Here is a 20,873-nt window from a genome sequence, read left to right on the forward strand (position 1 = left end):
CCGCCCCGAAGGGCGGCGCAATATGTCATTCAGCAGGACGGGTAAAGGCCAGAACCGACTGCCACGGGACCGGCACCACCCCCGAGACCGCCGTGTCGCAGGCGACCTCGTCGCTGGCGGTGTCGATCTGCATGTGCCAGTCGCCATCGGGCAGCGCGAATTCACCATCGTCACCTGCATTGACGATGATCAGGACATGGTCGGGGCCGCTGCCCTTCAGCAGCATGCCCATGCAGCACAGATTTTCATCCGACCAGTCGTCCTGCGTCATCTCATCACCGCGCGGATGCAGCCAGCAGGTGATCGGATGGTCGGGATGCGGCTGGTCAGGCGGCAGGGCAAAGCGCGCCTGCGCCAGATTGTGCCGCGCGCGGAAGGCGGTCAGCGCCTGGACCGCTGTCACCAGTTCCGGCTTCGCCTTGTCCCATTCCAGCCAGGCAATCTCATTGTCCTGGCAATAGGCGTTGTTGTTGCCGCCCTGGCTGTTGCCCATCTCATCCCCGGCCAGAATCATCGGGACACCTTGGGCCAGGATCACGGTCGCCAGCATGGCGCGGGTGCGGCGAATGCGGGCGGCCTCGGTAACCGGATCATCGGTCGGGCCTTCGATGCCCATATTGTCCGACAGGTTATGATCGTGGCCGTCACGGCCACCTTCGCCATTCGCGTCATTGTGCTTGTCATTATAGCTGACCGTGTCCCACAACGTGAACCCGTCATGCGCGGCCACGAAGTTGACGCTGGAGGTCGCGGGACGCTGGCTGTGATTGAACTGCACCGGCGACCCCGAAAGACGCTCGGACATGACCGGCAGCAGACCCTGGTCGCGACGCCAGAAGGCGCGGGTGTCGTCGCGGAACTTGTCGTTCCATTCGCGGAAGGGCCAGCGATAGCCGCCCACCTGATAACCGCCGTCGCCGATATCCCAAGGTTCCGCAATCAGCTTGATACCCGACAGAACAGGATCCTGACGGATGGCATTGAAGAACGACCCGTCGCGTTCAAAGCCATAGCCTTCGCGGCCCAGGGTCGATGCCAGATCAAAGCGAAAGCCGTCGACATGCATCGCCTCGACCCAGTAACGCAGGCTGTCCATGACCATGCGCAGCACCATGGGATGCGACAGGTTCAGCGTGTTTCCGGTGCCGGTCGTGTCGAAACCATGACGCTTGTCATCGGGCGACAGCAGATAATAGGACGCGTTGTCGATGCCGCGGAAGGATAGCGTCTGGCCCAGTTCGTTGCCTTCGCAGGTGTGGTTGAAGACGACGTCCAGAATGACCTCCAGACCCGCCTTGTGGAACCGGCGGATCGCCTCCTTGACCTCCTTGATCTGGCGGCTGTGCAGATAGGGGGCATGGGGGGCAAAGAAGGACAGGGTGGAATAACCCCAATAATTCGACAGGTCCTTTTCCACCAGGAAATGGTCGTTGGCGAAGGCATGGATGGGCAACAGCTCGATCGTGGTGACGCCGATCGACTTCAAGTGTTCGATCACCGCATCCGACGCCAGACCCTGAACACTGCCGCGCAGGTCTTCGGGCACGCCGGGATGCAGCTGGGTCATGCCCTTGACATGCGCCTCATAGATCACGGTTTCGGGCCAAGGGGTCCGCAGGGCGCGGTCACTGTCCCAGTCGAACTGGCTGTCGACGACCACAGCCTTGGGCATGAACGGCGCGCTGTCGCGTTCGTCGAAGGACAGATCGTCCTGACCGATGACGTAGCCGTGCAGGGCATCGTCCCAAATGATCTCTCCGCGCAATTCGCGGGCATAGGGATCCAGCAGCAGCTTGTTGTGATTGAACCGGTGCCCCTGTTCCGGCTCGTAAGGACCGTGGACGCGATAGCCATAGACCTGACCGGGCATGATTTCGGGCAGATAGCCGTACCAGATGCCGCCCTCCATCAATGGCAGGGTCAGGCGGTGCAACTCATTCTCGCCGGTCTCGTCGAACAGGCACAGATCGACCTGTGTCGCGTTTTCCGAAAAGAGGGCGAAGTTCGTGCCTTCGCCCAGGAATTCCGCCCCAAGAATATCGGACCGCGCCATTGTCGGATCGAAAAGGGGAGGAGTGGTCATGTCACGCATGTTGCTGGTCTTTCACAAGGGACGATCGCACCGGGTGCGGATGTCCGAACTGGGGGGCAACGCGCATGCGGCTGTGCGGGATCCGCAGAACGGCGCGGCGATCCAGCATTGCCTGCGTGATAAGCACGGTTCCCCCTGGCGTGCGGGTAAACCAGGCGGTGTCTTCCTGGGGATCGTGGCCCGCGACCAGCCCCGGCGGGACATAACATCCCGGTGCCACGATGGTGTTGCGCAGGTCCGCGCTTCGCGACACCACGGCGCCCATCATCGCGACACTGCCTTGGCCCAGATGCCAGTCTGTCACGGCACCCGCGCGGGGAAGGCGGGCGGGGCTGCCGTGGACGAAATCCAGCTGCGCCAACCGCAGCGCATCCAGCGTGCCGACATCGCGCCAATAGGCATGGCCATCGGGTCCCGCGGGAAGCTTGTAGACCGCCGCCATGCCCTGATCGACCGCCAGCGGGATGACGTCATGGCCGAAATCCATCGCTTGGGGGTGGGTGTCGAACAGCACCGTCTTCAACCAGCGTTTCGACAGGACATAGATCCCCATCGACACCAGCGCACGACGCGGATCGCCATGCATGGCGGGCGGATGCGCCGGCTTTTCCAGAAACGAGGTGATCTTGCCGTCGCCATCGGCCTGCATGACGCCAAAGGCGCTGGCCTGCGCCAAGGGAACGACGTCGACGGCAACAGTCGCCACGGCACCCGACTGGCGGTGACGCGCGACAAGGGCGGCGTAATCCATGTCATAGACATGGTCGGCGGCCAGCACCAGAACCTCATCCGAGGGTGACTGGGCGATCCGGTCCCAGTTGTGGCGCAGTGCATCCGCCGTTCCCAGATAGCGCCCGCAACCATCCTGAAGGACCAATCCGCCTCGGTCGAAATGCCGACCCCACCGCGCGGGAAGATAATCATGCAGCGTCTGAGGTGCGTATTGCGTCGCAACCAACATTTGCCCGATGCCCGACCGGACCGCGTTGGCCATCGCGAAATCGATGATGCGGTTGCGCCCGGCAAAGGGAACCGCGGGTTTGCTGTCGCTGGCGGTCAGATCATGAAGGCGCGTCCCCTTGCCACCGGCAAGCAGGATGGTCGCGCACTTCAGGGGCGAGGAGGGTGCGTCGAAGATTCGGTTCTGGGGCAAAGAAGACACGGCTGCAATCCTTGGATCGAGGTGGAAGCCCTGCGCGTCTTCGAACTGGAAGGGCGCGCCGGAACATCCATGAAACGCCGATGCGCGGCCTGTGTTCCTGCGGTTGTCATATGTTAAGAACCGCAAGTCACGATTGCACCCAAGCCAAGTCGACGCGCGAGCCGTCGGATGCCGTGAAGGTCAGCACCGGCTGTCCCGCCAAGGGCGCGTCCGCGCGATCCGCCCACCGCGCCGACAGACCGCGCCCTTCCAAGACACGCCTGATGGCGACCTGTCCGTCATCCATCACCGCACAGGCATCCGCGCGCTGCAGGAAGACGGCTTCCTGGCCGCGCAGCTGCAGCAGGTCACGTGTCCAGCGGGCCTTGGTCGCGCCGAAGCCGTCGCCGTTGGGAAGGTCCGACAGGTGATCCCAATTGACGGCAAGGCGGTTGTCGGGATCGGTCAAGGCCAAGAACTGATCCTCGGACCCGCGATAGATGTCGGGAAAGCCCGGCATGACCATCTTGAACAGCAGCTGCGCCATGGCCAGCGATTGTCCCCGGGCGATCAGCCGGTCCAGCGCAGGAGGCGCTGCGGATTTCCAACGGTCAAGAATGGCGTGACCAAGATCGGCTGCGGCGGCCTCGGCGTTTTCATCGGGATTGGACCAGAAACTGGTCAGCTTGGCCTCGCGCATGGCCTTTTCCATGTGCTGGGCAAGGCGGTCGCCCGCATCCTGCGCCCCATAAAGTGCCAGCGCCGATTGCAGCAGATACCATTGCCAATCGGGCGTCACATGACGGGCGCAGGGTAGGCCGGCCGTGTCCTGCATCAGGGACGCAAAGTCCTGGGGCAAATGGCTGATGGCGACCAGACGCATGCGCGAATCTTCGGATCGCTTGGTGTCGTGGGTCGAGGTCAGGACCATCCCCGTCGGGCTGGCATTCGCCAGAAAACGCGACGCCTCCATGGCCGTTACCGTGGGTTCGTCAGGTTCGGCACCGACTTCGTTGGCAGCCAGAAAGCGGGTCCAGCGGAAACCGGCGGTATCCTCCTGCGATTTGGCAAGAAGCGCGCCCGACACCTGCTGAAAGCGGGTGACGAAGGCATGCTGGGCCTCGGTCTGGGGGTCGCAGATGATGTCCTGCAGCATGCGCAGCACCACGTCCGAACGCAGGCCCTGCGCCGCTTCGTCAGCCACCTGCGCGATCAGCGCGCGGTCTTCGGCCGATGCCGGACCATCGTGGACATAGCTACGATAGCGCGGCATCGCGACCAGAAGGGCGGTGACGGCCTCGCGCAGGGATTCGGGTCCGGGCTGGGCCACCGTCGAACCGGCGCAGGCATCGGCCGCCATGCCCGCCAGCTGACGCCGTTCGGCGGCCAGTTCATTGTCCAGGATATCGGTCTTGGAGCGGATCAACTCGGCATGAAAGCTGACGTCGTTGCCGGTGACGCGGCGCCAGTCGGCATCCAGACGTTGCAATCCGGTGCCGTCGGTCAGCATGCGCGCGATCAGGCGTGCGGCCTCATAGCCGGTGGTTCCGGCGGTGGGCCATTCGGGGGGCAATGTCTCGTCGCGGACCAGGATCTTCTCGACCCAGATCGGGGTGTCGGGCAGCTCGGCCTTCAAATGACGCAGATAGCCCGCCGGATCCACCAGCCCGTCGATATGATCGACCCGAAGCCCCTGGACCAGACCTTGCCGCACCAGGTCCAGGATCAGCGCATGGGTGTCGTGAAAGACGCGCGGATCTTCGACCCGCATGCCGATCAGCCCGGTGACGTTGAAGAAACGCCTGTGGGTGATGCCGTCACGGTCCAGGTCGCTATGGGCAAGACGCCAATGCTGCGCCTCGTGGACGTCGCGCAGGTCACCGCTCTGCGTCCCTTCGGCCAGCGGAATGGCCAGATCGCCCATGCGCCACATGCCGTCCGACACGCTGAAGGCGTCTTCGGCCATCAGCTTTTCGAACGGTTCGGGCAGGAAGGGCAGGATCAGCGGGCCCGCCTGCCAGTCGATGTCGAAATGCGGGGCATAGCGGCTGGACGGACCATGCCGCAGCACATCCGCCAGCCAGGGATTTTCAGGGGAAAACGCCGTGTGGTTGGGAACGATGTCCAGGATGATGCCCAAGCCTGCCGCCTGCGCCGCCCTGGCCAGGGCGCGAAATCCTTCGGCCCCGCCCAGGACAGGATCGATCTGCGAAGGATCGGTGATGTCATAGCCATGGGTCGAACCGGTGCCCGCCGTGAAGATCGGCGACAGGTAGAGATGCGATATTCCCAGATCCGCGATATAGCCAAGATGCGAACTCAGACTGTCGAAATCCAGACCGTCACGCAGTTGCACGCGATAGGTGGCGGTCGGAATGCTTGGCATCATGATGAATGGCCCTTGCTGTCAGCGCGTAATCTGCATTGGGATGGCCGGCGCGGAAATTTGCGTCGGGGATCGGGTTCGGGTCAGGTTGACCGAAAGCCAGCGACAAGGCCAGCGTTCCGGCCGCAAATCGCCATTCGGCGCGGATCAGGCCCGGCGCAGGCCGCGTGACCTCCACACCAAGCCGCGGCGAGGCGATCAGCGGCATCACATGCGCGGCCCGGAAATGAAGCGCCTTGCGGGTCAGCTCGATCCAGGCGCTGGCTGACGCATCCTCGTTCCAGCTCAGCTTGGATCGCAGGAAGGTCGCGGGCGACAGCGGGTCGGGAACCGATTTGCCCAAGGCGGCGATCTCGGCGAACTCGGATGCGCGTCCGTCCCGAACCGCCTGGGCCAGATCGCCCTCGAAATCGGCAAAGAACTGGAAGGGGGCGGTTTCACCACGCTCTTCGCCCATGAAGACCATCGGGACATAGGGCGAGATCAGCAGCAACGCATAGGCCGCGGCAACGGCGCGGGGGTCGCCCAAAGTGATCAGCCGGTCGCCCATGGCGCGGTTGCCGACCTGGTCATGGGTCTGGACCGCGTTGACAAAGCCCGTCACGGGAAGGTCACCACAGGGGGCGCCGCGCGGCGCGGCAAGGTGGGGGCGGGGCTGGCCTTCCTCGACATGGCCCCGCGCTAATGCGGTTGCCAGATCACCCACGGGATCGTCGGCGAAGCTGGCATAATAGCTTCCATTCTCGCCGGTCAGGGCGACGTGGATGGCATGATGGAAATCATCGTTCCAAGTGGCGTCATAGCCCGCCTGCCGCAGGTCGGGAATATTTCGCTCATCCTCGGTGATCAGGTGGCGGCGCGGGGACAGGGCATGAACCTCCTCCGCCAGGCGCGTCATGAACGCATCGGCACCCGGCCCCTGGATCTGATGGACGGCATCCAGGCGCAAGCCGTCGAAGCGGTATTCGTCCAACCAATGCAACGCGCAGTCAATCCAGAATTCCTGCACTGCTGGCCGAGAGAAATCGATGGCCGGACCCCAGGGGGTCTTACGGGAGGCATCGAAGAAATCGGGTGAACTGTGATGAATGAGCGCGCCTTCGGGGCCGAAATGGTTCATCACCAGATCCAGGTAGACCATCAGCCCGCAGTCATGGGCAGCATCAATTAACCGTTTCAGGTCGCCGGGTGATCCATAAACCGGGTGAGGCGCATAGGGAAGCACGCCGTCATAGCCCCAGCCGCGCTGACCCGCGAACTGACCCACCGGCATCAGCTGGATGGCGGTAAAGCCCATCTCGGCCAGCTGAACCACCTTGTCCTGGGCCGAGGCGAAAGTGCCCTGCGGCGTGAAGGTCCCGACATGCATTTCATAGATCACTGCTTGAGACCAAGGGCGGCCCTGCCAGTTGCAGCGCCATGCGTGACTGTCCGGAAGCATCAGAACCGAGGCGCCATCGACACTGCCCGCCTGCAGCCTGCTGGCCGGGTCCGGCATCACCACCCCATCGACGTCAAAACGATAGCAGCTGCCAGGGGCGGCTTGAAGATCGGCACACCAGACCCCGTTTTCGGTATGCGTCATCGGCTGGGGGGTGTCGTCCAGCAGGATCTGGACACGTTCAACCTTTGGTGCCCAAAGACAAACCTGCCACGTACCATCCGAATATCGGGGGCCCCAGAATCGCTGCTGCATGTCACCCCCCTGCACACCTATCCCATTGGGTAATGATGCTGAAGGCCGAGCCGTTCCAACAATAGACAAAAAGCAATGCCCAACGCGTCATTCGCGACCGGTCACAGGCTGACGATGCATGGTGAAGGCGGTCTACTGCGCGGCAACTGGGCAGAAGGCTGACCCGGACGGATCGCGAATGCCCCTGCCATTGCGTTGGTCGCATTTGGATGATGCGGATATGCGAAGGGGCCCCGCGTGGCCCCTTGGTCGTCACCGTGCAATCCGCGATCAGGCGGCCTTGCGTGCGTCCAGTTCGCTGACGACATAACGCGGCGCGTCTTCGCGAACATAATATCCGTACATCTGGTCCAGCACTGCCTCGGCTTCGATGCTGCGCTTGCGGTCTTCGATGCTCAGCGGCTTCTGTTCGATCTTGGTCATGATTCCATATCCTGGGATTCGGTTTTCCTGCCCCGGGGATCACTTATTGATCGGTCAGTCAAAATACCACCGCCCTGACGCAAGGTCAGAGCGATGGTATCCTCAAGTTTGCGTCAACTGGCCGTGCCTTCCAGGCGCAACATCCGGTGCTTCTTCTTGCCCACCGACACCTTGATGCCCGATTGCAGGGCGGCCGGGTCGATCATCGTCTGGGGATCGGTGACGGGGTCGTTGTCCATGCGCAGACCGCCCTCGGCGATCAGGCGCTTGGCCTCCTTGCCCGATGCGACGATGCCCGACTGGACCAGCGCCTGGATCACGCTCAGCCCGTCGGTCGCCGTATCAGCAGGCAGCATGGCAACCTCCAGATCGCCACCGGCGCCGCCCTGTTCAAAGACCTGGCGCGCGGTCGCCTCGGCGCTGGCGGCGGCATCGGCGCCGTGCAGCAGGGTGGTGACCTCATTGGCCAGCAGGACCTTGGCGGCGTTGATCTCGGACCCTTCCAGCGCGCCCAGACGGTCGCATTCCTCGACCGGCAGTTCGGTATAGAGCTTCAGGAAGCGGCCCACATCGGCATCGGTCGTGTTGCGCCAGAACTGCCAGAATTCATAGGGCGACAGCATCGCGCCGTTCAGCCAGACCGCCCCGCCCGCGGATTTGCCCATCTTGCGCCCGTCGCTGGTGGTCAGCAGCGGCGAGGTCAGTCCGAACAACGGCGTGTCGTCCACGCGGCGCGTCAGGTCGATGCCGTTGATGATGTTGCCCCACTGGTCCGATCCGCCCATCTGCAACTGGCAGCCATAGCGGCGGTTCAGTTCCAGAAAATCATAGGCCTGCAGGATCATGTAGTTGAATTCCAGAAAGGACAGCGACTGTTCGCGGTCCAGGCGGGATTTCACGGATTCAAACGACAGCATCCGGTTGACGCTGAAATGCCGCCCGATGTCGCGCAGGAAGGTCAGATAGTTCAGCCCGTCCAGCCATTCGGCGTTGTTCAGCATCTGCGCGCCGTCATCGCCGTAATCCAAGTAGCGTGCAAACACCTGCTGCATGCCATCGATATTCGTCTGGATCGCGGCATCGTCCAGCAGCGGGCGTTCGTCGCTGCGGAAGGATGGGTCGCCCACCTTGGTCGTGCCGCCGCCCATCAGGGTGATCGGACGGTTGCCGGTCTTCTGGAACCAGCGCAGCATCATGACATTCAGCAGGTGGCCCACATGCAGGCTGGCCGCCGTCGCGTCATAGCCGATATAGGCGGTGACCGGCCCGGCAAGCAGTGCCTTGTCCAAAGTTTCGTAATCCGTGCAGTCGGCCAGATAGCCGCGCTCGGTCATCACGCGCAGGAAGTCGGATTTGGGCTGATAGGTCATGGGCTTCATCCTTTTGAACGCTCGCGATATACAGGCTGCGGCAATAAAGGAAAAGGCGCGATGATCCGGGTTTTGGGGATGATGTCGGGAACCTCGCTGGACGGGGTGGACGCGGCGATGATCGAGACCGACGGCGAACGGATCGCCGCCTTTGGCGACAGCGGCTTCCGCGCGTTTTCCGACAACGAGGCCGCGGTGCTGCACGCGGCGCTTGGGTCATGGCATGACGCGCCCTGCGTCCCCGAGGCGGCAAGGCTGGTTGAGGACAGCCATGCCGACTTGGCCCGCCGGTTTCCGCAGGCGCAGATCGTGGGCTTTCACGGCCAGACGCTGGCCCATGACCCGCGGGGTCGCGGCACCCATCAGGCGGGCAGCGGGGCAGACCTTGCCCGCGCCATCGACCGGCCCGTCGTGTGGGATTTCCGGTCCGAGGACGTCCGCCAGGGCGGCGAAGGTGCGCCGCTGGTGCCGTTCTTCCACTGGGCCTGCGCGGAATGGGCCGTGGGGCAGGGGTATCTGCCATCGGCCCCTGTGGCTTTTCTGAACCTTGGCGGCGTGGGCAATATCAGCTGGGTCGATCCGCGCAGGGCGGCGCCCGAAGATGACGGGGCCTGCATCGCCTTTGATACCGGCCCCGCCAACGCGCCCCTGAACGACCTGATGCGCCGTCGCCTGCACCGGACACGCGATGAAGGCGGCGCATTGGCCGCCAGCGGGCGGTCCGATGCGGTCATCATCGCGGATTTCCTGTCGCACCCCTATTTCGCCCGACCTGCCCCGAAATCGCTGGACCGCGACCAGTTCGCCGATCTGATCCGCGCGGTCGAAGCGCTGGACGTCGCGGATGCGGCGGCGACGCTGGTGGCGGCGGTGTCGGGCTCGGTGGCGGCGGGGATGCGCTGGCTGCCCGGGGGATGTTCGCAGGTTCTGGTCTGCGGCGGCGGTCGCCATAACGCCGCCATGATGGACGCCCTGCGGCGGGATCTGGGCATCCCTGTCTTGCCGATCGAAACCATCGGCCTGGATGGCGATATGCTGGAGGCGCAGGCCTTCGGCTGGATGGCGGTTCGGGTGATGCGGGGGCTGCCGATCTCGGGCCCGATGACGACGGGCGTGCCCGCGCCGGTCTGTGGCGGACGGATCAGCCACCCAAGATAGGGTCACGCAAGGAACCCTTGCCGACCTTGGTGGTTGGAACGGGAACGCCCTCGGGCGCCCGTATCACCAAGGAGGATATGATGGTCAGACATCTGTTGGGAACCGCCGCCGCCGTCGCATTGCTGACCGGCCCCGCCTTTGCACAGGATGCCGAAGAAGGCGCCGAGCAGGGCAGCTTGACCGTGGAACAATGCGCAGCGACCGTCACGGTCACCCAGACCCCGCCGACCGTCACGGTCACCATGCCCGAGGCTGAAGGCGGTGAGCCGACCGTCACCGTCACCCAGGCCGCCCCCGAGGTTTCCGTCGAGAATTGTGCACCGAAGGTCATCGGTCCCGATGGCGAGGAAATGCAAGCCGAGGTCACCGAGGCAGAGCCCGAGATCACCATCAATGCCCCCGAAACCGCCGAGCTGGCGGTCGAACGGATGGAGGGTGGTGACGCGGCAGCAGAGCCGGCGATGACGGAGAGCCCAGAGGCCGAGGATGCTGCGGCACCGGAAGAACCGGCGGCTGAGGAAGCTGCGACCGGCGAGGCCGATGCCCCCGAAGCCGCAGCGTATGACGCCATGGCAGAGGAACCTGCGGCAGGGGAGCCGATGGCCGTGCAGCCCGAACAGGAAGGCGATGACCAGCCGGCCCCAGCAGATGAGACCGCAGAGCAGGCGCCCCAGAATGCTGAAGGCGCCGATGCCAGCGAGGCCAATTCCGACGCCGATGCGAAGGACCAGATGGGTGAAGCCCCCGAGGCCGAAGACGAAGCCATAAATGACGCCGAACCCGTCGTGCAGCCCGCTGCCGATCCGACAGCAGACATGAATGCACCCCTCGAGGATGGCACGGCCGAGGCAGCCTCGGAAAGCATGACCGAACCGACCGAGGCGATGCCCGCATCCGATCCGCTGGCCAGCAACGAGACGACCACTGACCGGGCGTCGACCGATGAAACCACCGAAAATGTCGATCCTGCGGAACTGCCTGTCGAGGCCGACGCTACCGAGGAAGCTCCTGCTGTTGCAACAAGCGACGAAGCTGCTGCCGATCAGGCCGCTATGGGCACGGCGCCCAGTTCGGGTGAGGTCGAGGCAACGGTCAATGCCATCGCCCTGCGCGAAGGCAGTGTTCTGGTCGACGCCGACGAGGTAATGGCCGAGGGGATGGACGGAACCCCGGTTTTCAGTTCGGACGATCAAGAAGTCGGCGAGATCTCGATGTTCGATGCCGAACAGCAGGCTGCCATTATCGGCGTGGGCGGTTTCTTGGGGCTGGGTGAAAAGGACGTCGCGCTGCCGCTGGCGGATCTGTCCTTCCAGCAGGATGGGGACGGTGAACTGCGTGCCTATATCGCGACGCCTTCGGACCAGATCGAAGCGCTGCCTGAGCATCAGGCCAGCGAATAATTCGCGAATTCCTCAAGAAATAACAATGCCTTCAAAATAATGGCGGATATTTTAGAAAAATGTCACGGGCGGCCTTGACGGGGTCGCCCGCTGTGAGTAGACACCGCCTTACTCCAGAGGACGAACGCTGGAGTGAATGAGTTGGGCGGTTGTAGCTCAGTTGGTTAGAGTACCGGCCTGTCACGCCGGGGGTCGCGGGTTCGAGCCCCGTCAACCGCGCCATAACTCATTTTTCGTCCGAAGATATGCGCGGTTGTAGCTCAGTTGGTTAGAGTACCGGCCTGTCACGCCGGGGGTCGCGGGTTCGAGCCCCGTCAACCGCGCCATAACTCATTTTTCGTCCGAAGATATGCGCGGTTGTAGCTCAGTTGGTTAGAGTACCGGCCTGTCACGCCGGGGGTCGCGGGTTCGAGCCCCGTCAACCGCGCCATAACTCATTTTTCGTCCGAAGATATGCGCGGTTGTAGCTCAGTTGGTTAGAGTACCGGCCTGTCACGCCGGGGGTCGCGGGTTCGAGCCCCGTCAACCGCGCCATTTCTTCACCTTTCCCGAACATGACGACAGACGACTTGGAAAACCGCCCCTGCGGGGGTGCAGCTTGGTTCGGCTGCCTAGTTTTCACGCGCGATGGCGCAGGGGGATGACGATGACTGACATGGCAACGGCGCAGACACTGATCGACGGTCTTGGCAAGGCGGCCCGCAAGGCTGCAGTCGAACTGGCTCAGGCCCCTGCACCAGCCAAGCGCGCGGCCCTGATGGCTGCCGCCGATGCCGTCATCGCGCAAACCGACGACATTCTGGCCGCGAATGAACAGGACCTGCAATTCGGCCGCGACAAGGGTCTGAGCGATGCGATGATGGACCGGTTGCGGCTGGACCCGCAGCGGCTGCAAGCCATCGCGCAGGGGTTGCGCGACGTGGCGGGGCAGGACGATCCGGTAGGGCAGGTCATCGCCGAATGGGATCGGCCTTCGGGGCTGAACATCCAGCGCGTGCGCACGCCGATCGGGGTGATCGGGGTCATCTATGAAAGCCGCCCGAACGTGACGGCCGATGCGGGGGCGCTGGCGCTGAAATCCGGCAATGCGGTAATCCTTCGCGGTGGATCGGAAAGCCTGAATTCGAGCGCGGCGATCCATGCCTGCATGGTCGAGGGGCTGCGCGCCGCCGGCCTGCCCGAGGCCGCCATCCAGATGGTGCCGACCCGCGACCGTGCCGCCGTGACGGCGATGCTGGGCGCGCAGGGGCTGATCGACGTGATCATCCCGCGCGGCGGCAAGGGTCTGGTCGGGCTGGTCCAGCGCGAGGCGCGTGTGCCGGTCTTTGCACATCTCGAGGGCATCTGCCACGTCTATGCCGATGGCGCCGCCGATCTGGAAAAGGCGCGCCGCGTGGTGCTGAACGCCAAGACGCGCCGCACAGGCATCTGCGGATCGGCGGAATGCCTGCTGATCGACCGCGCCTTCCTGGCGGCCCATGGCCCGGTCCTGATCGAGGATCTGCTGAAGGCGGGTGTCGAGGTCCGCGCCGAAGGCGAGCTGGCGCAGATCCCCGGCACCGTGCCCGCCGGACCCGATGATTTCGGGCGCGAGTTCCTGGACATGATCATCGCGGCCAAGCTGGTCGACGGGGTCGACGGCGCGATTGCCCATATCCGCGAATATGGCAGCCAGCACACCGAATCGATCCTGACGCAGGATGACGCCATGGCCGAACGCTTTTTCGCGGGTCTGGACAGCGCGATCCTGATGCGCAACGCCTCGACCCAGTTTGCCGACGGGGCCGAATTCGGCATGGGGGCCGAAATTGGCATTGCGACGGGCAAGATGCATGCGCGCGGGCCGGTTGGCGCCGAACAGTTGACCAGCTTCAAATATCTGGTCACCGGCGACGGCACCATCCGCAGCTGAAGGCACGCGCGGGCGGGGTCAAAAGCTGATCTCGCCCCCCTTGTCGTCGAATTCATGGGTCAGGCGCTTGCCCGCCGAACGGGCAGCTTCGGCCAGCATGGCGAAATGCACTTCGGATGCGGTTGGCGTGCGGGCCTCTCCGCCGTCCAGCCAAGCCCACAGATCCGCATCCACGCGCGCGCGATCGCATTCGGCCACTAGCCGCCAGCCGGGCGCATTGCGTAGCACGATCACGCGCCCGCCCCACGGCATCGCGGTTTCCATGCACATCAGGGCCAGCATCACCAACCGTATTTCCGTCCGTGCGAAATCACCTTCGGCGTCCAGCGTGATGGTCAGCCGCCCCTGCGCGGCCACGCCCTCCAGCAGGCGCGACAGTTCGGCGCGGGGGACGCGCTGATCGCCCGACGCCATCCCGAACGCCATGCGATACCCTTGGATGCGCGACCGCGCGGCGGCCACCGCCTCGGCGATCAGGCGCATTTCGGGGGATTGGGCGATGTCGGGAAAATCAGGTGACATTTCCAGCAGTTCGACCCCATTTCCGATCGCCCCAAGGGGGGATACCAGATCGTGGCACAGGCGCGATCCCAGCAAGGCGGCCAGATCGCCCGCAGCGATCCGCGTTGTATCGACCGTCATGATTGTCTATCTTCCTTTTTTCTGAAGGAGGTGTCCCGGTGAATGAAATCCTGGAACCCGGCATGATCGTGCGTCACCCCGGCGCACCCGAATGGGGCGAAGGGCAGGTCCAGTCCCGCATCGGTGACCGCATCACGATCAACTTTGCCGAAGCCGGCAAGCAGGTGATCGACGGCAAGCGCGTCCAGTTGCAGATCGTGCGGTTCAACGGGGGGTGATCCTGGTTCATGCGACGACCCTGCAACCCTTGGTTGCGTGACGCAAGCGTAACCTTGCCGCGACGGACCATTGGCGGGCTGCCATGTTGCAATGATGCCCCGCGTTTCCTAGACAGGCGCAACCCTATGAGAGCCGAGGCCCCGTGAACCGCGCCGAACCGTCCTTTTTCCAGATCCGTCTTGCGGAAAATTCGCGGGACCTGATGGCCGCGCAACGCCTGCGCTATCGGGTCTTTGTCGAGGAACTGGGCGGGACCGGCCCGATGGTCGATCACGACGCCCGGCTGGAACGCGATGAATTCGACCCGGTAGTCGATCATCTTTGCCTGATCGACACCCGGCGCAGCGAACGGGATCTGGATCACGTGGTCGGCGTCTATCGCCTGCTGCCCAGTGATCGGGCCGAAGCCTTTGGCCGCTTCTATTGCGACACGGAATATGATCTGGCCCCCCTGCGCGCCAGCGGTCGTCCGCTGCTGGAGTTGGGTCGGTCCTGCGTGCATGCCGATTACCGGGGCGGGTCGGCCATGTTCCTGATGTGGAACGCCCTTTCTGATTACGTGCTAGAGAAGAAGAGCGAGATCCTGTTCGGCGTCGCCAGCTTTCACGGCACCGACGTGGCGATGCTGTCGCCCTCGCTCAGCTGGCTGCACCACAACCATCTGGCACCGCCCGAATTGCGGGCGCGCGCGCAGCCCGACGGCTTTGTCGACATGAACCTGATCGCCCCGGACCGGCTGGACCGACGCGAGGCGATGGTCGGCATGCCCGCCCTGATCAAGGCTTATCTACGGGTTGGCGGGCTGGTGGGCGAGGGCGCCTATCTGGACCGCGCCTTCAACACCACCGACGTCTTCCTGATGATGGATACCTCGCTGATGTCGGCGCGTCACAAGCAATTCTACGAAAGCCGTCGGCAGCCGTCATGACGCAGGCGACCTGGCGCGACAGTCCGCCCCGTCCCTTGCCCGGCCCGCAGGGGGCGCGCGCCTGGTTGCGCGTGGTGCGGCGGATCGTCCCGGCGGTGCTGGTCCTGCTGATCGGGGTGATCCTGCTGCTGCCCCTTCGCGGGATCGAGCGGTTGTTTTTCGGCCTGCGCCGTCCCTGGACCGGGCCGCATGTCCAGATCGTCTGCCGCCTGGTGCTGATCTGCCTTGGCATCCGCTGGTCGCGCCGGGGGCAACCCATGCGCGGTCCGGGCGCGATCGTGGCAAACCATTCCAGCTGGCTGGACATCCTGGTGATGAACGCCGCCATGCCGGTCTTTTTCGTCAGCAAGTCCGAGGTCGCGTCCTGGCCCGGCATCAATATCCTGACCCGCGTCACCAACACCCATTTCGTCATCCGCGACCCGCGCCTGGCCCGCCAGCAGGCCGGCGAATTCGCGGCGCGCATCCGTGCGGGGCATCGCCTGCTGTTCTTTCCCGAGGGAACGTCGTCGGACGGTCTGCGCGTGCTGCCCTTCAAGGCGACGCTGTTCCAAGGATTTCTGGCCGATGACCTGCCGCGCGATCTGGCCATCCAGCCTATGACGGCGATATACCGCGCGCCTGAAGGCGAGGATCCGCGATTCTACGGCTGGTGGGCTGACATGGATCTGGGGTCCCATCTGCTGAATGTCCTGGCAGTCAAGCGACAGGGATCGGTGGTCGTCTGCCTGCATGATTCGATTCCGGTTGTGGATGAATCGCGAAAATCCTTATCTGCCAAGGCGGAAGAAATTGTCCGCCGCGGGCATCACGACAAGATTGATTTGTCAACGACATCTTGCTGTTGAGTTCGCTGTTTGAGAGGTCTAAAGACCTCTCAAACGCACTACATCTAGTGTAGATGAACACTCTTACATCAAAGGATGCCCCGATGACCCGCTTTGCCGCGCCGATCGCCGAACAGATCTGGGATATGAAATACCGGATGAAAGACGCCGAAGGGCAGGCGGTCGACGGTTCGGTCGAGGACAGCTGGCGCCGCGTCGCGCGCGATCTGGCGCGCGTGGAAAAGGAACCCGCCAAGTGGGAGGAGAAGTTCTTCTCGGCACTGGAGGATTTCAAGTATCTGCCCGCAGGCCGCATCCTGGCCGGTGCCGGAACGGGGCGTTCGGTCACGCTGTTCAACTGCTTCGTCATGGGCACCGTGCCGGACAGCATGTCGGGCATCTTCGACATGCTGAAGGAAGCCGCGCTGACCATGCAGCAGGGTGGCGGCATCGGCTATGACTTCAGCACGGTCCGTCCGCGCGGCGCGGCGGTCAAGGGCGTGGCGGCAGACGCCAGCGGTCCCTTGTCCTTCATGGATGTCTGGGACGCGATGTGCCGCACGATCATGTCCGCCGGTTCGCGCCGCGGTGCGATGATGGCCACGATGCGCTGCGACCACCCGGACGTCGAACAGTTCATCGAGGCCAAGCAGGACAGCGCCCGCCTGCGCATGTTCAACCTGTCGGTGCTGGTCACCGACGACTTCATGGATGCCGTCCGTGCCGATGCCCCGTGGGAGCTGAAATTTGACGGCAAGGTGTACCGCACCGTCCAGGCGCTGGACCTGTGGAACCGGATCATGAAGGCGACCTATGACTATGCCGAGCCGGGCGTCATCTTCATCGACCGGATCAACAAGGCCAACAACCTGTCCTATGTCGAGACGATCTGCGCAACGAACCCTTGCGGCGAACAGCCGTTGCCGCCCTATGGCGCCTGCCTGCTGGGGTCGATCAACCTGGCGCGCCTGGTGACCAATCCCTTCACCGATGCCGCCGAACTGGACCCCGAGGCGCTGGACGATCTGGTTCGCACCGCTGTTCGCATGATGGACAACGTCGTCGACGCGTCGAAATTCCCGCTGGATGCGCAGGCAGAAGAGGCGCGCAACAAGCGTCGCATCGGTCTGGGCGTCACCGGTCTGGCCGACGCGCTGCTGATGCTGGGTCTGCGCTATGGCGCTGATGATGCCGTGGCGCAGACCGGTGTCTGGATGAAGGCGATCGCGCGGTCGGCCTATCTGGCCTCCGTCGATCTGGCCAAGGAAAAGGGCGCGTTCCCGCTGTTCGATGCCAAGAAATACCTGGCCTCGGGCTTCATGTCCAAGATGGACAAGGACGTGCGCGATGCCATCGCCAAGCATGGCATCCGCAACGCGCTGCTGACCTCGATCGCGCCCACCGGCACCATCAGCCTCTATGCGGGCAACGTGTCCTCGGGGATCGAGCCGGTCTTCGCCTATGCCTATACCCGCAAGGTCCTGCAGAAGGACGGCTCGCGCACCGAGGAAGAGGTCGTCGATTATGCGGTGCAGATGTGGCGCGACCTGAAGGGCGATGCCGAACTGCCCGATTACTTCGTGAACGCCCAGACCTTGGCCCCCAAGGACCACGTCGCAATGCAGGCGGCCGCGCAGGAATGGGTCGACAGTTCGATCTCGAAGACGATCAACTGCCCCGAAGATATCAGCTTTGAGGCATTCAAGGACGTTTACATGTCGGCTTGGGACCTGGGCTGCAAGGGCTGCACCACCTATCGTCCGAACGACGTTACGGGTTCGGTCCTGTCGGTCAGCGAAAAGACCGAAAAGGCCCCCGAGGCCGATACCGGCGCCGATGTCGTCTATCTGACCGAGCCGCTGGACCGCCCCGCGGCTCTGGAGGGCGCGACCTACAAGCTGAAATGGCCGGGGTCGGAACACGCGATCTATATCACGATCAACGACATCATCCACGGCAACCACCGCCGCCCGTTCGAGATCTTCATCAACTCGAAGAACATGGAGCATTACGCCTGGACCGTGGCGCTGACGCGCATGGTATCGGCGGTCTTCCGTCGCGGCGGCGATGTCAGCTTCGTGGTCGAGGAGCTGAAGGCAGTCTTCGATCCGCGCGGCGGGGCCTGGATGCAGGGACGCTATGTTCCCTCGATCCTGGCGGCCATCGGCGGCGTGATCGAACGGCACCTGATCGAGACGGGCTTCCTGGCCGGCGAAGGCCTGGGCCTCAAGACCGACCCCAAGGCCGAGGTGATGGCCGTGGGCGAAGCCCCGCGCGGCCCGTCCTGCCCCAGCTGTGGCCAGTTCGGCATGCGCATGGTCGAAGGCTGCATGACCTGCCCCAGCTGCGGTCATTCGAAATGCGGCTGATGCCGACGGGCTGATGGGCGGCGTTGCCGTCGCGGATTGACAGGAACGGCGCGGGATCGTCCCGCGCCGTTCTTTCATGTCGGGGGCGGCGCATCCCGCATGCCTTATTCGGCAAGCAGGGGGGCCGCCTGCCGATCCAGGCGACCCGAGAGGCGCGTCAGCACCACCCCCGCCGCGACGACGCCGGTGCCCAGGAAGGGAGCCGCCGCAAGGCCGACGGTTTCGACGGCAATCCCGCCCGCCCAGGCACCCAAGGCGATGCCAAGGTTGAAGGCCCCGATATTCAGCCCCGAGGCGACGTCGACGGCCTCGGGGGCAACCTCGCGGGCGATCTGCACGGTATAGACCTGCAGCGGAGGGACATTGGCAAAGGCGAAGCCGCCCCAGACGGCGATGACCGCGACGGCTGCAATGGGCGAGGTGATCGTCAGGCCAAGCGCCAGCAACACCAGGGTCAGCCCACCGAAGATCAGCGTCAGTGCGGGAACCGCGCCCATGCGGTCCGCCAGCTTGCCGCCGACGACATTGCCCACCGCGACCGAGGCGCCGTATAGCAGGATCACCAGGCTGACCGCACCGGCGCCGAGTCCGGTCACCTGGGTCAGCATCGGGGCAAGATAGGTGAAGGCGATGAAATTGCCGCCATACCCGATAGCGGTGATCAGATAGACCATCAGCAGCCGGGGCGATGTCAGCACCCTGGCCTGCGCCCGCAATCCCGGTGCCGCACCCTGTGGCAAGTTCGACGGGATCAGCAGCGCCGAGGCGAGCAGCCCGATCAGGCCCAAGGCGACCACGCCCAGAAAGGTCGACTGCCAACCGAAGCTCTGGCCGATCCAGGTCCCCAAGGGCACGCCCGTCACCAGCGCGACGGTCAGTCCCAGGAAGACCAGCGCGATGGCCGAACTCTCTTTTTCGCGGGCGACAAGGCTGGTGGCGATGGTCGAGGCGATGGCGAAGAAGACCCCATGGGCCAGCCCGGTCAGGAACCGCGCGGCGATCAGGCTTTCATAGCTGGGGGCAAAGGCCGCAAAGGCGTTGCCCGTAATGAACAGGGACAGCAGCGACAGCAGCAGGGTCTTGCGCGGCATGCGACCGGCCAGCGCCGTCAGGACCGGCGCGCCGATGGTCACGCCAAGGGCATAGAGGCTGACCAGCAATCCCGCCGAAGGCAGGGACACATCCAGATCAGCCGCAATGGTCGGAAGCAGGCCGACGATCACGAATTCAGTCGTGCCGACGGCAAAGGCGCTGATGGTCAGCGCCAAAAGGGCAAGGGGCATGGGAATCTCCTGGTGGTTTTGGCTTTCGCGCAGAAGATGGCAGCGTTAAGCTTTTGCGTGAACGGACAGCTTGGCAAAGGATCATTGCGCCAGATGCACGAACTGCCCCAGACACGCGATCTGGTTGCCTTCGTGGCGGTGGTCGAGGATGGTGGTTTCGCCGAGGCCGGGCGGCGGCTTGGCGTTGCGCCCTCGACGCTCAGCCGGACGGTGTCTCGCTTGGAACAGCAGTTGGGCGCGACGCTGCTGCGACGGACCACGCGCATGATCGAGATGACGCCCGAGGGTCGCGACCTGCTGGAGGCCGCGCGCGGCATCCTTGACCGGACCGAGGCCCTGTCGGATCTTGTCTTGGGTAGTCGGAGCCCGCGCGGCCCGTTGCGGGTGAACGCGCCTGTGCCCTTCGTGCTGCACGGCCTGGCCCCGCGCCTGGCCGAATTTCGCGCCGCCTATCCCGAGGTCGAGCTGACCCTGGACATGACCGACAACCCAGTGGACCTGATCGGCGCGCATGCGGATGTCGCCATCCGCTTCGGCCCGCTGCCCGACAGCGCCATGCTGCACCGCCGTCTGGGACATGCGCCCTGGCGGCTGGTGGCCGCCCCGCAATATCTGGACCGGGTGGGATGGCCTGCCACCCCCGCCGATCTGGAAAGGCTGGAGCAGGTCCGCTTTGCGGCCCCCGATCACATCAACCTGTTGCGCTTTCGGCACATGCCCGCGCCCGTGGCGCTCCGGACATCGGTGACGGCGGGCAATGGCGAGGCCGTGCGGCATCTGGTGCTGGGCGGACTGGGGATCGCGCGGTTTTCGCAATTCATGGTGGCCGAGGATCTGGCGGCGGGTCGTCTTGTCGATCTGTTTTCGGACGAACTGGTCGCCGAACCCCTGCAGATCACCGCGCTTTACCTGACCCGCAGTTCGGGCCTGCGCAGGCTGGCGGTCTTTCTGGACTGGCTGGAGAACATCGTCTGACCGGGGCATTCGCCGATCCGCAATGAAAAGGCCCGGTCGATCGACCGGGCCT

General features: G+C 64.2%; 16 protein-coding genes and 4 tRNA genes. 12 read left to right on the forward strand and 8 right to left on the reverse strand.

Translation table 11 applies throughout. The annotated features are described in order from the left end of the window. Positions 1–25: 25 nt before the first annotated feature. From glgX to tyrS, 6 genes are all read right to left on the reverse strand, one after another. The gene (gene glgX / locus DKT70_RS11620) at positions 26–2,092 is read right to left on the reverse strand and encodes a glycogen debranching protein GlgX (RefSeq protein WP_111559293.1); all 2,067 of its coding nucleotides are present in this window, start codon (positions 2,090–2,092) and stop codon (positions 26–28) included. Continuing rightward, a complete protein-coding gene (locus DKT70_RS11625) occupies positions 2,085–3,254 on the reverse strand; it encodes a sugar phosphate nucleotidyltransferase (protein ID WP_233490543.1) in 1,170 nt (389 codons plus the stop codon). The genes glgX and DKT70_RS11625 overlap by 8 nt, the downstream gene beginning before the upstream one ends. A gap of 127 nt (positions 3,255–3,381) precedes the next feature. After that, positions 3,382–5,622, reverse strand: a complete 2,241-nt coding sequence (gene treY / locus DKT70_RS11630) for a malto-oligosyltrehalose synthase (protein WP_111559294.1) — start codon at positions 5,620–5,622, stop codon at positions 3,382–3,384. After that, positions 5,576–7,315, reverse strand: a complete 1,740-nt coding sequence (treZ, locus tag DKT70_RS11635) for a malto-oligosyltrehalose trehalohydrolase (RefSeq protein ID WP_111559295.1) — start codon at positions 7,313–7,315, stop codon at positions 5,576–5,578. The genes treY and treZ overlap by 47 nt, the downstream gene beginning before the upstream one ends. A gap of 270 nt (positions 7,316–7,585) precedes the next feature. Next, positions 7,586–7,738 carry a hypothetical protein gene (locus DKT70_RS18045; RefSeq protein WP_158530029.1) on the reverse strand — a complete coding sequence of 51 codons (153 nt, stop codon included), beginning with the start codon at positions 7,736–7,738 and terminating at the stop codon, positions 7,586–7,588. A 113-nt stretch (positions 7,739–7,851) separates the two neighbouring features. After that, complete coding sequence (tyrS, locus tag DKT70_RS11640; RefSeq protein WP_111559296.1) at positions 7,852–9,108, reverse strand: tyrosine--tRNA ligase; 1,257 nt, start codon at positions 9,106–9,108, stop codon at positions 7,852–7,854. A 60-nt stretch (positions 9,109–9,168) separates the two neighbouring features. Here tyrS and DKT70_RS11645 point away from each other — a divergent pair, with 60 nt between their 5' ends. From DKT70_RS11645 to DKT70_RS11675, 7 genes are all read left to right on the forward strand, one after another. Further along, positions 9,169–10,266 carry an anhydro-N-acetylmuramic acid kinase gene (locus DKT70_RS11645; protein ID WP_111559297.1) on the forward strand — a complete coding sequence of 366 codons (1,098 nt, stop codon included), beginning with the start codon at positions 9,169–9,171 and terminating at the stop codon, positions 10,264–10,266. Positions 10,267–10,346: 80 nt separating this feature from the next. Then, a complete protein-coding gene (locus DKT70_RS11650) occupies positions 10,347–11,666 on the forward strand; it encodes a PRC-barrel domain-containing protein (RefSeq protein ID WP_146612626.1) in 1,320 nt (439 codons plus the stop codon). A 145-nt stretch (positions 11,667–11,811) separates the two neighbouring features. Beyond that, a tRNA-Asp gene (locus DKT70_RS11655) sits at positions 11,812–11,888 on the forward strand. Positions 11,889–11,915: 27 nt separating this feature from the next. Next, a tRNA-Asp gene (locus DKT70_RS11660) sits at positions 11,916–11,992 on the forward strand. A gap of 27 nt (positions 11,993–12,019) precedes the next feature. Continuing rightward, positions 12,020–12,096, forward strand: a tRNA-Asp gene (locus tag DKT70_RS11665). A gap of 27 nt (positions 12,097–12,123) precedes the next feature. Further along, positions 12,124–12,200 (forward strand) — tRNA-Asp (locus DKT70_RS11670). Positions 12,201–12,312: 112 nt separating this feature from the next. Next, on the forward strand, positions 12,313–13,578 hold the full coding sequence (locus DKT70_RS11675) for a glutamate-5-semialdehyde dehydrogenase (protein ID WP_158530031.1): 1,266 nt from the start codon (positions 12,313–12,315) through the stop codon (positions 13,576–13,578). A gap of 18 nt (positions 13,579–13,596) precedes the next feature. Here the strand turns inward: DKT70_RS11675 and DKT70_RS11680 are convergent, their stop codons facing one another. Beyond that, the gene (locus DKT70_RS11680) at positions 13,597–14,220 is read right to left on the reverse strand and encodes a histidine phosphotransferase family protein (protein WP_111559300.1); all 624 of its coding nucleotides are present in this window, start codon (positions 14,218–14,220) and stop codon (positions 13,597–13,599) included. Positions 14,221–14,258: 38 nt separating this feature from the next. Here DKT70_RS11680 and DKT70_RS11685 point away from each other — a divergent pair, with 38 nt between their 5' ends. The 4 genes from DKT70_RS11685 to DKT70_RS11700 all read left to right on the forward strand — a co-directional run bounded on the left by DKT70_RS11685 (position 14,259) and on the right by DKT70_RS11700 (position 18,563). Next, the gene (locus tag DKT70_RS11685; RefSeq protein WP_111559301.1) at positions 14,259–14,438 is read left to right on the forward strand and encodes a DUF3553 domain-containing protein; all 180 of its coding nucleotides are present in this window, start codon (positions 14,259–14,261) and stop codon (positions 14,436–14,438) included. A 203-nt stretch (positions 14,439–14,641) separates the two neighbouring features. Then, positions 14,642–15,367 (forward strand): GNAT family N-acetyltransferase, encoded by a 726-nt coding sequence (locus DKT70_RS11690; RefSeq protein WP_111559318.1) that lies wholly within the window; start codon positions 14,642–14,644, stop codon positions 15,365–15,367. After that, positions 15,364–16,215 (forward strand): lysophospholipid acyltransferase family protein, encoded by an 852-nt coding sequence (locus DKT70_RS11695; RefSeq protein ID WP_111559302.1) that lies wholly within the window; start codon positions 15,364–15,366, stop codon positions 16,213–16,215. The genes DKT70_RS11690 and DKT70_RS11695 overlap by 4 nt, the downstream gene beginning before the upstream one ends. An 83-nt stretch (positions 16,216–16,298) precedes the next feature. After that, positions 16,299–18,563, forward strand: coding sequence for an adenosylcobalamin-dependent ribonucleoside-diphosphate reductase (locus tag DKT70_RS11700; protein WP_111559303.1), 2,265 nt, complete (start codon positions 16,299–16,301; stop codon positions 18,561–18,563). A 104-nt stretch (positions 18,564–18,667) separates the two neighbouring features. Here the strand turns inward: DKT70_RS11700 and DKT70_RS11705 are convergent, their stop codons facing one another. Then, complete coding sequence (locus DKT70_RS11705; RefSeq protein WP_111559304.1) at positions 18,668–19,846, reverse strand: MFS transporter; 1,179 nt, start codon at positions 19,844–19,846, stop codon at positions 18,668–18,670. 93 nt (positions 19,847–19,939) lie between these two features. Between DKT70_RS11705 and DKT70_RS11710 the strand changes: the two genes are divergently transcribed. Next, on the forward strand, positions 19,940–20,821 hold the full coding sequence (locus tag DKT70_RS11710) for a LysR family transcriptional regulator (RefSeq protein WP_111559305.1): 882 nt from the start codon (positions 19,940–19,942) through the stop codon (positions 20,819–20,821). The last annotated feature ends 52 nt before the right edge of the window (positions 20,822–20,873 follow it).

It is taken from the genome of Paracoccus sediminilitoris (genome assembly GCF_003259195.1).
GTDB lineage: Bacteria > Pseudomonadota > Alphaproteobacteria > Rhodobacterales > Rhodobacteraceae > Paracoccus > Paracoccus sediminilitoris.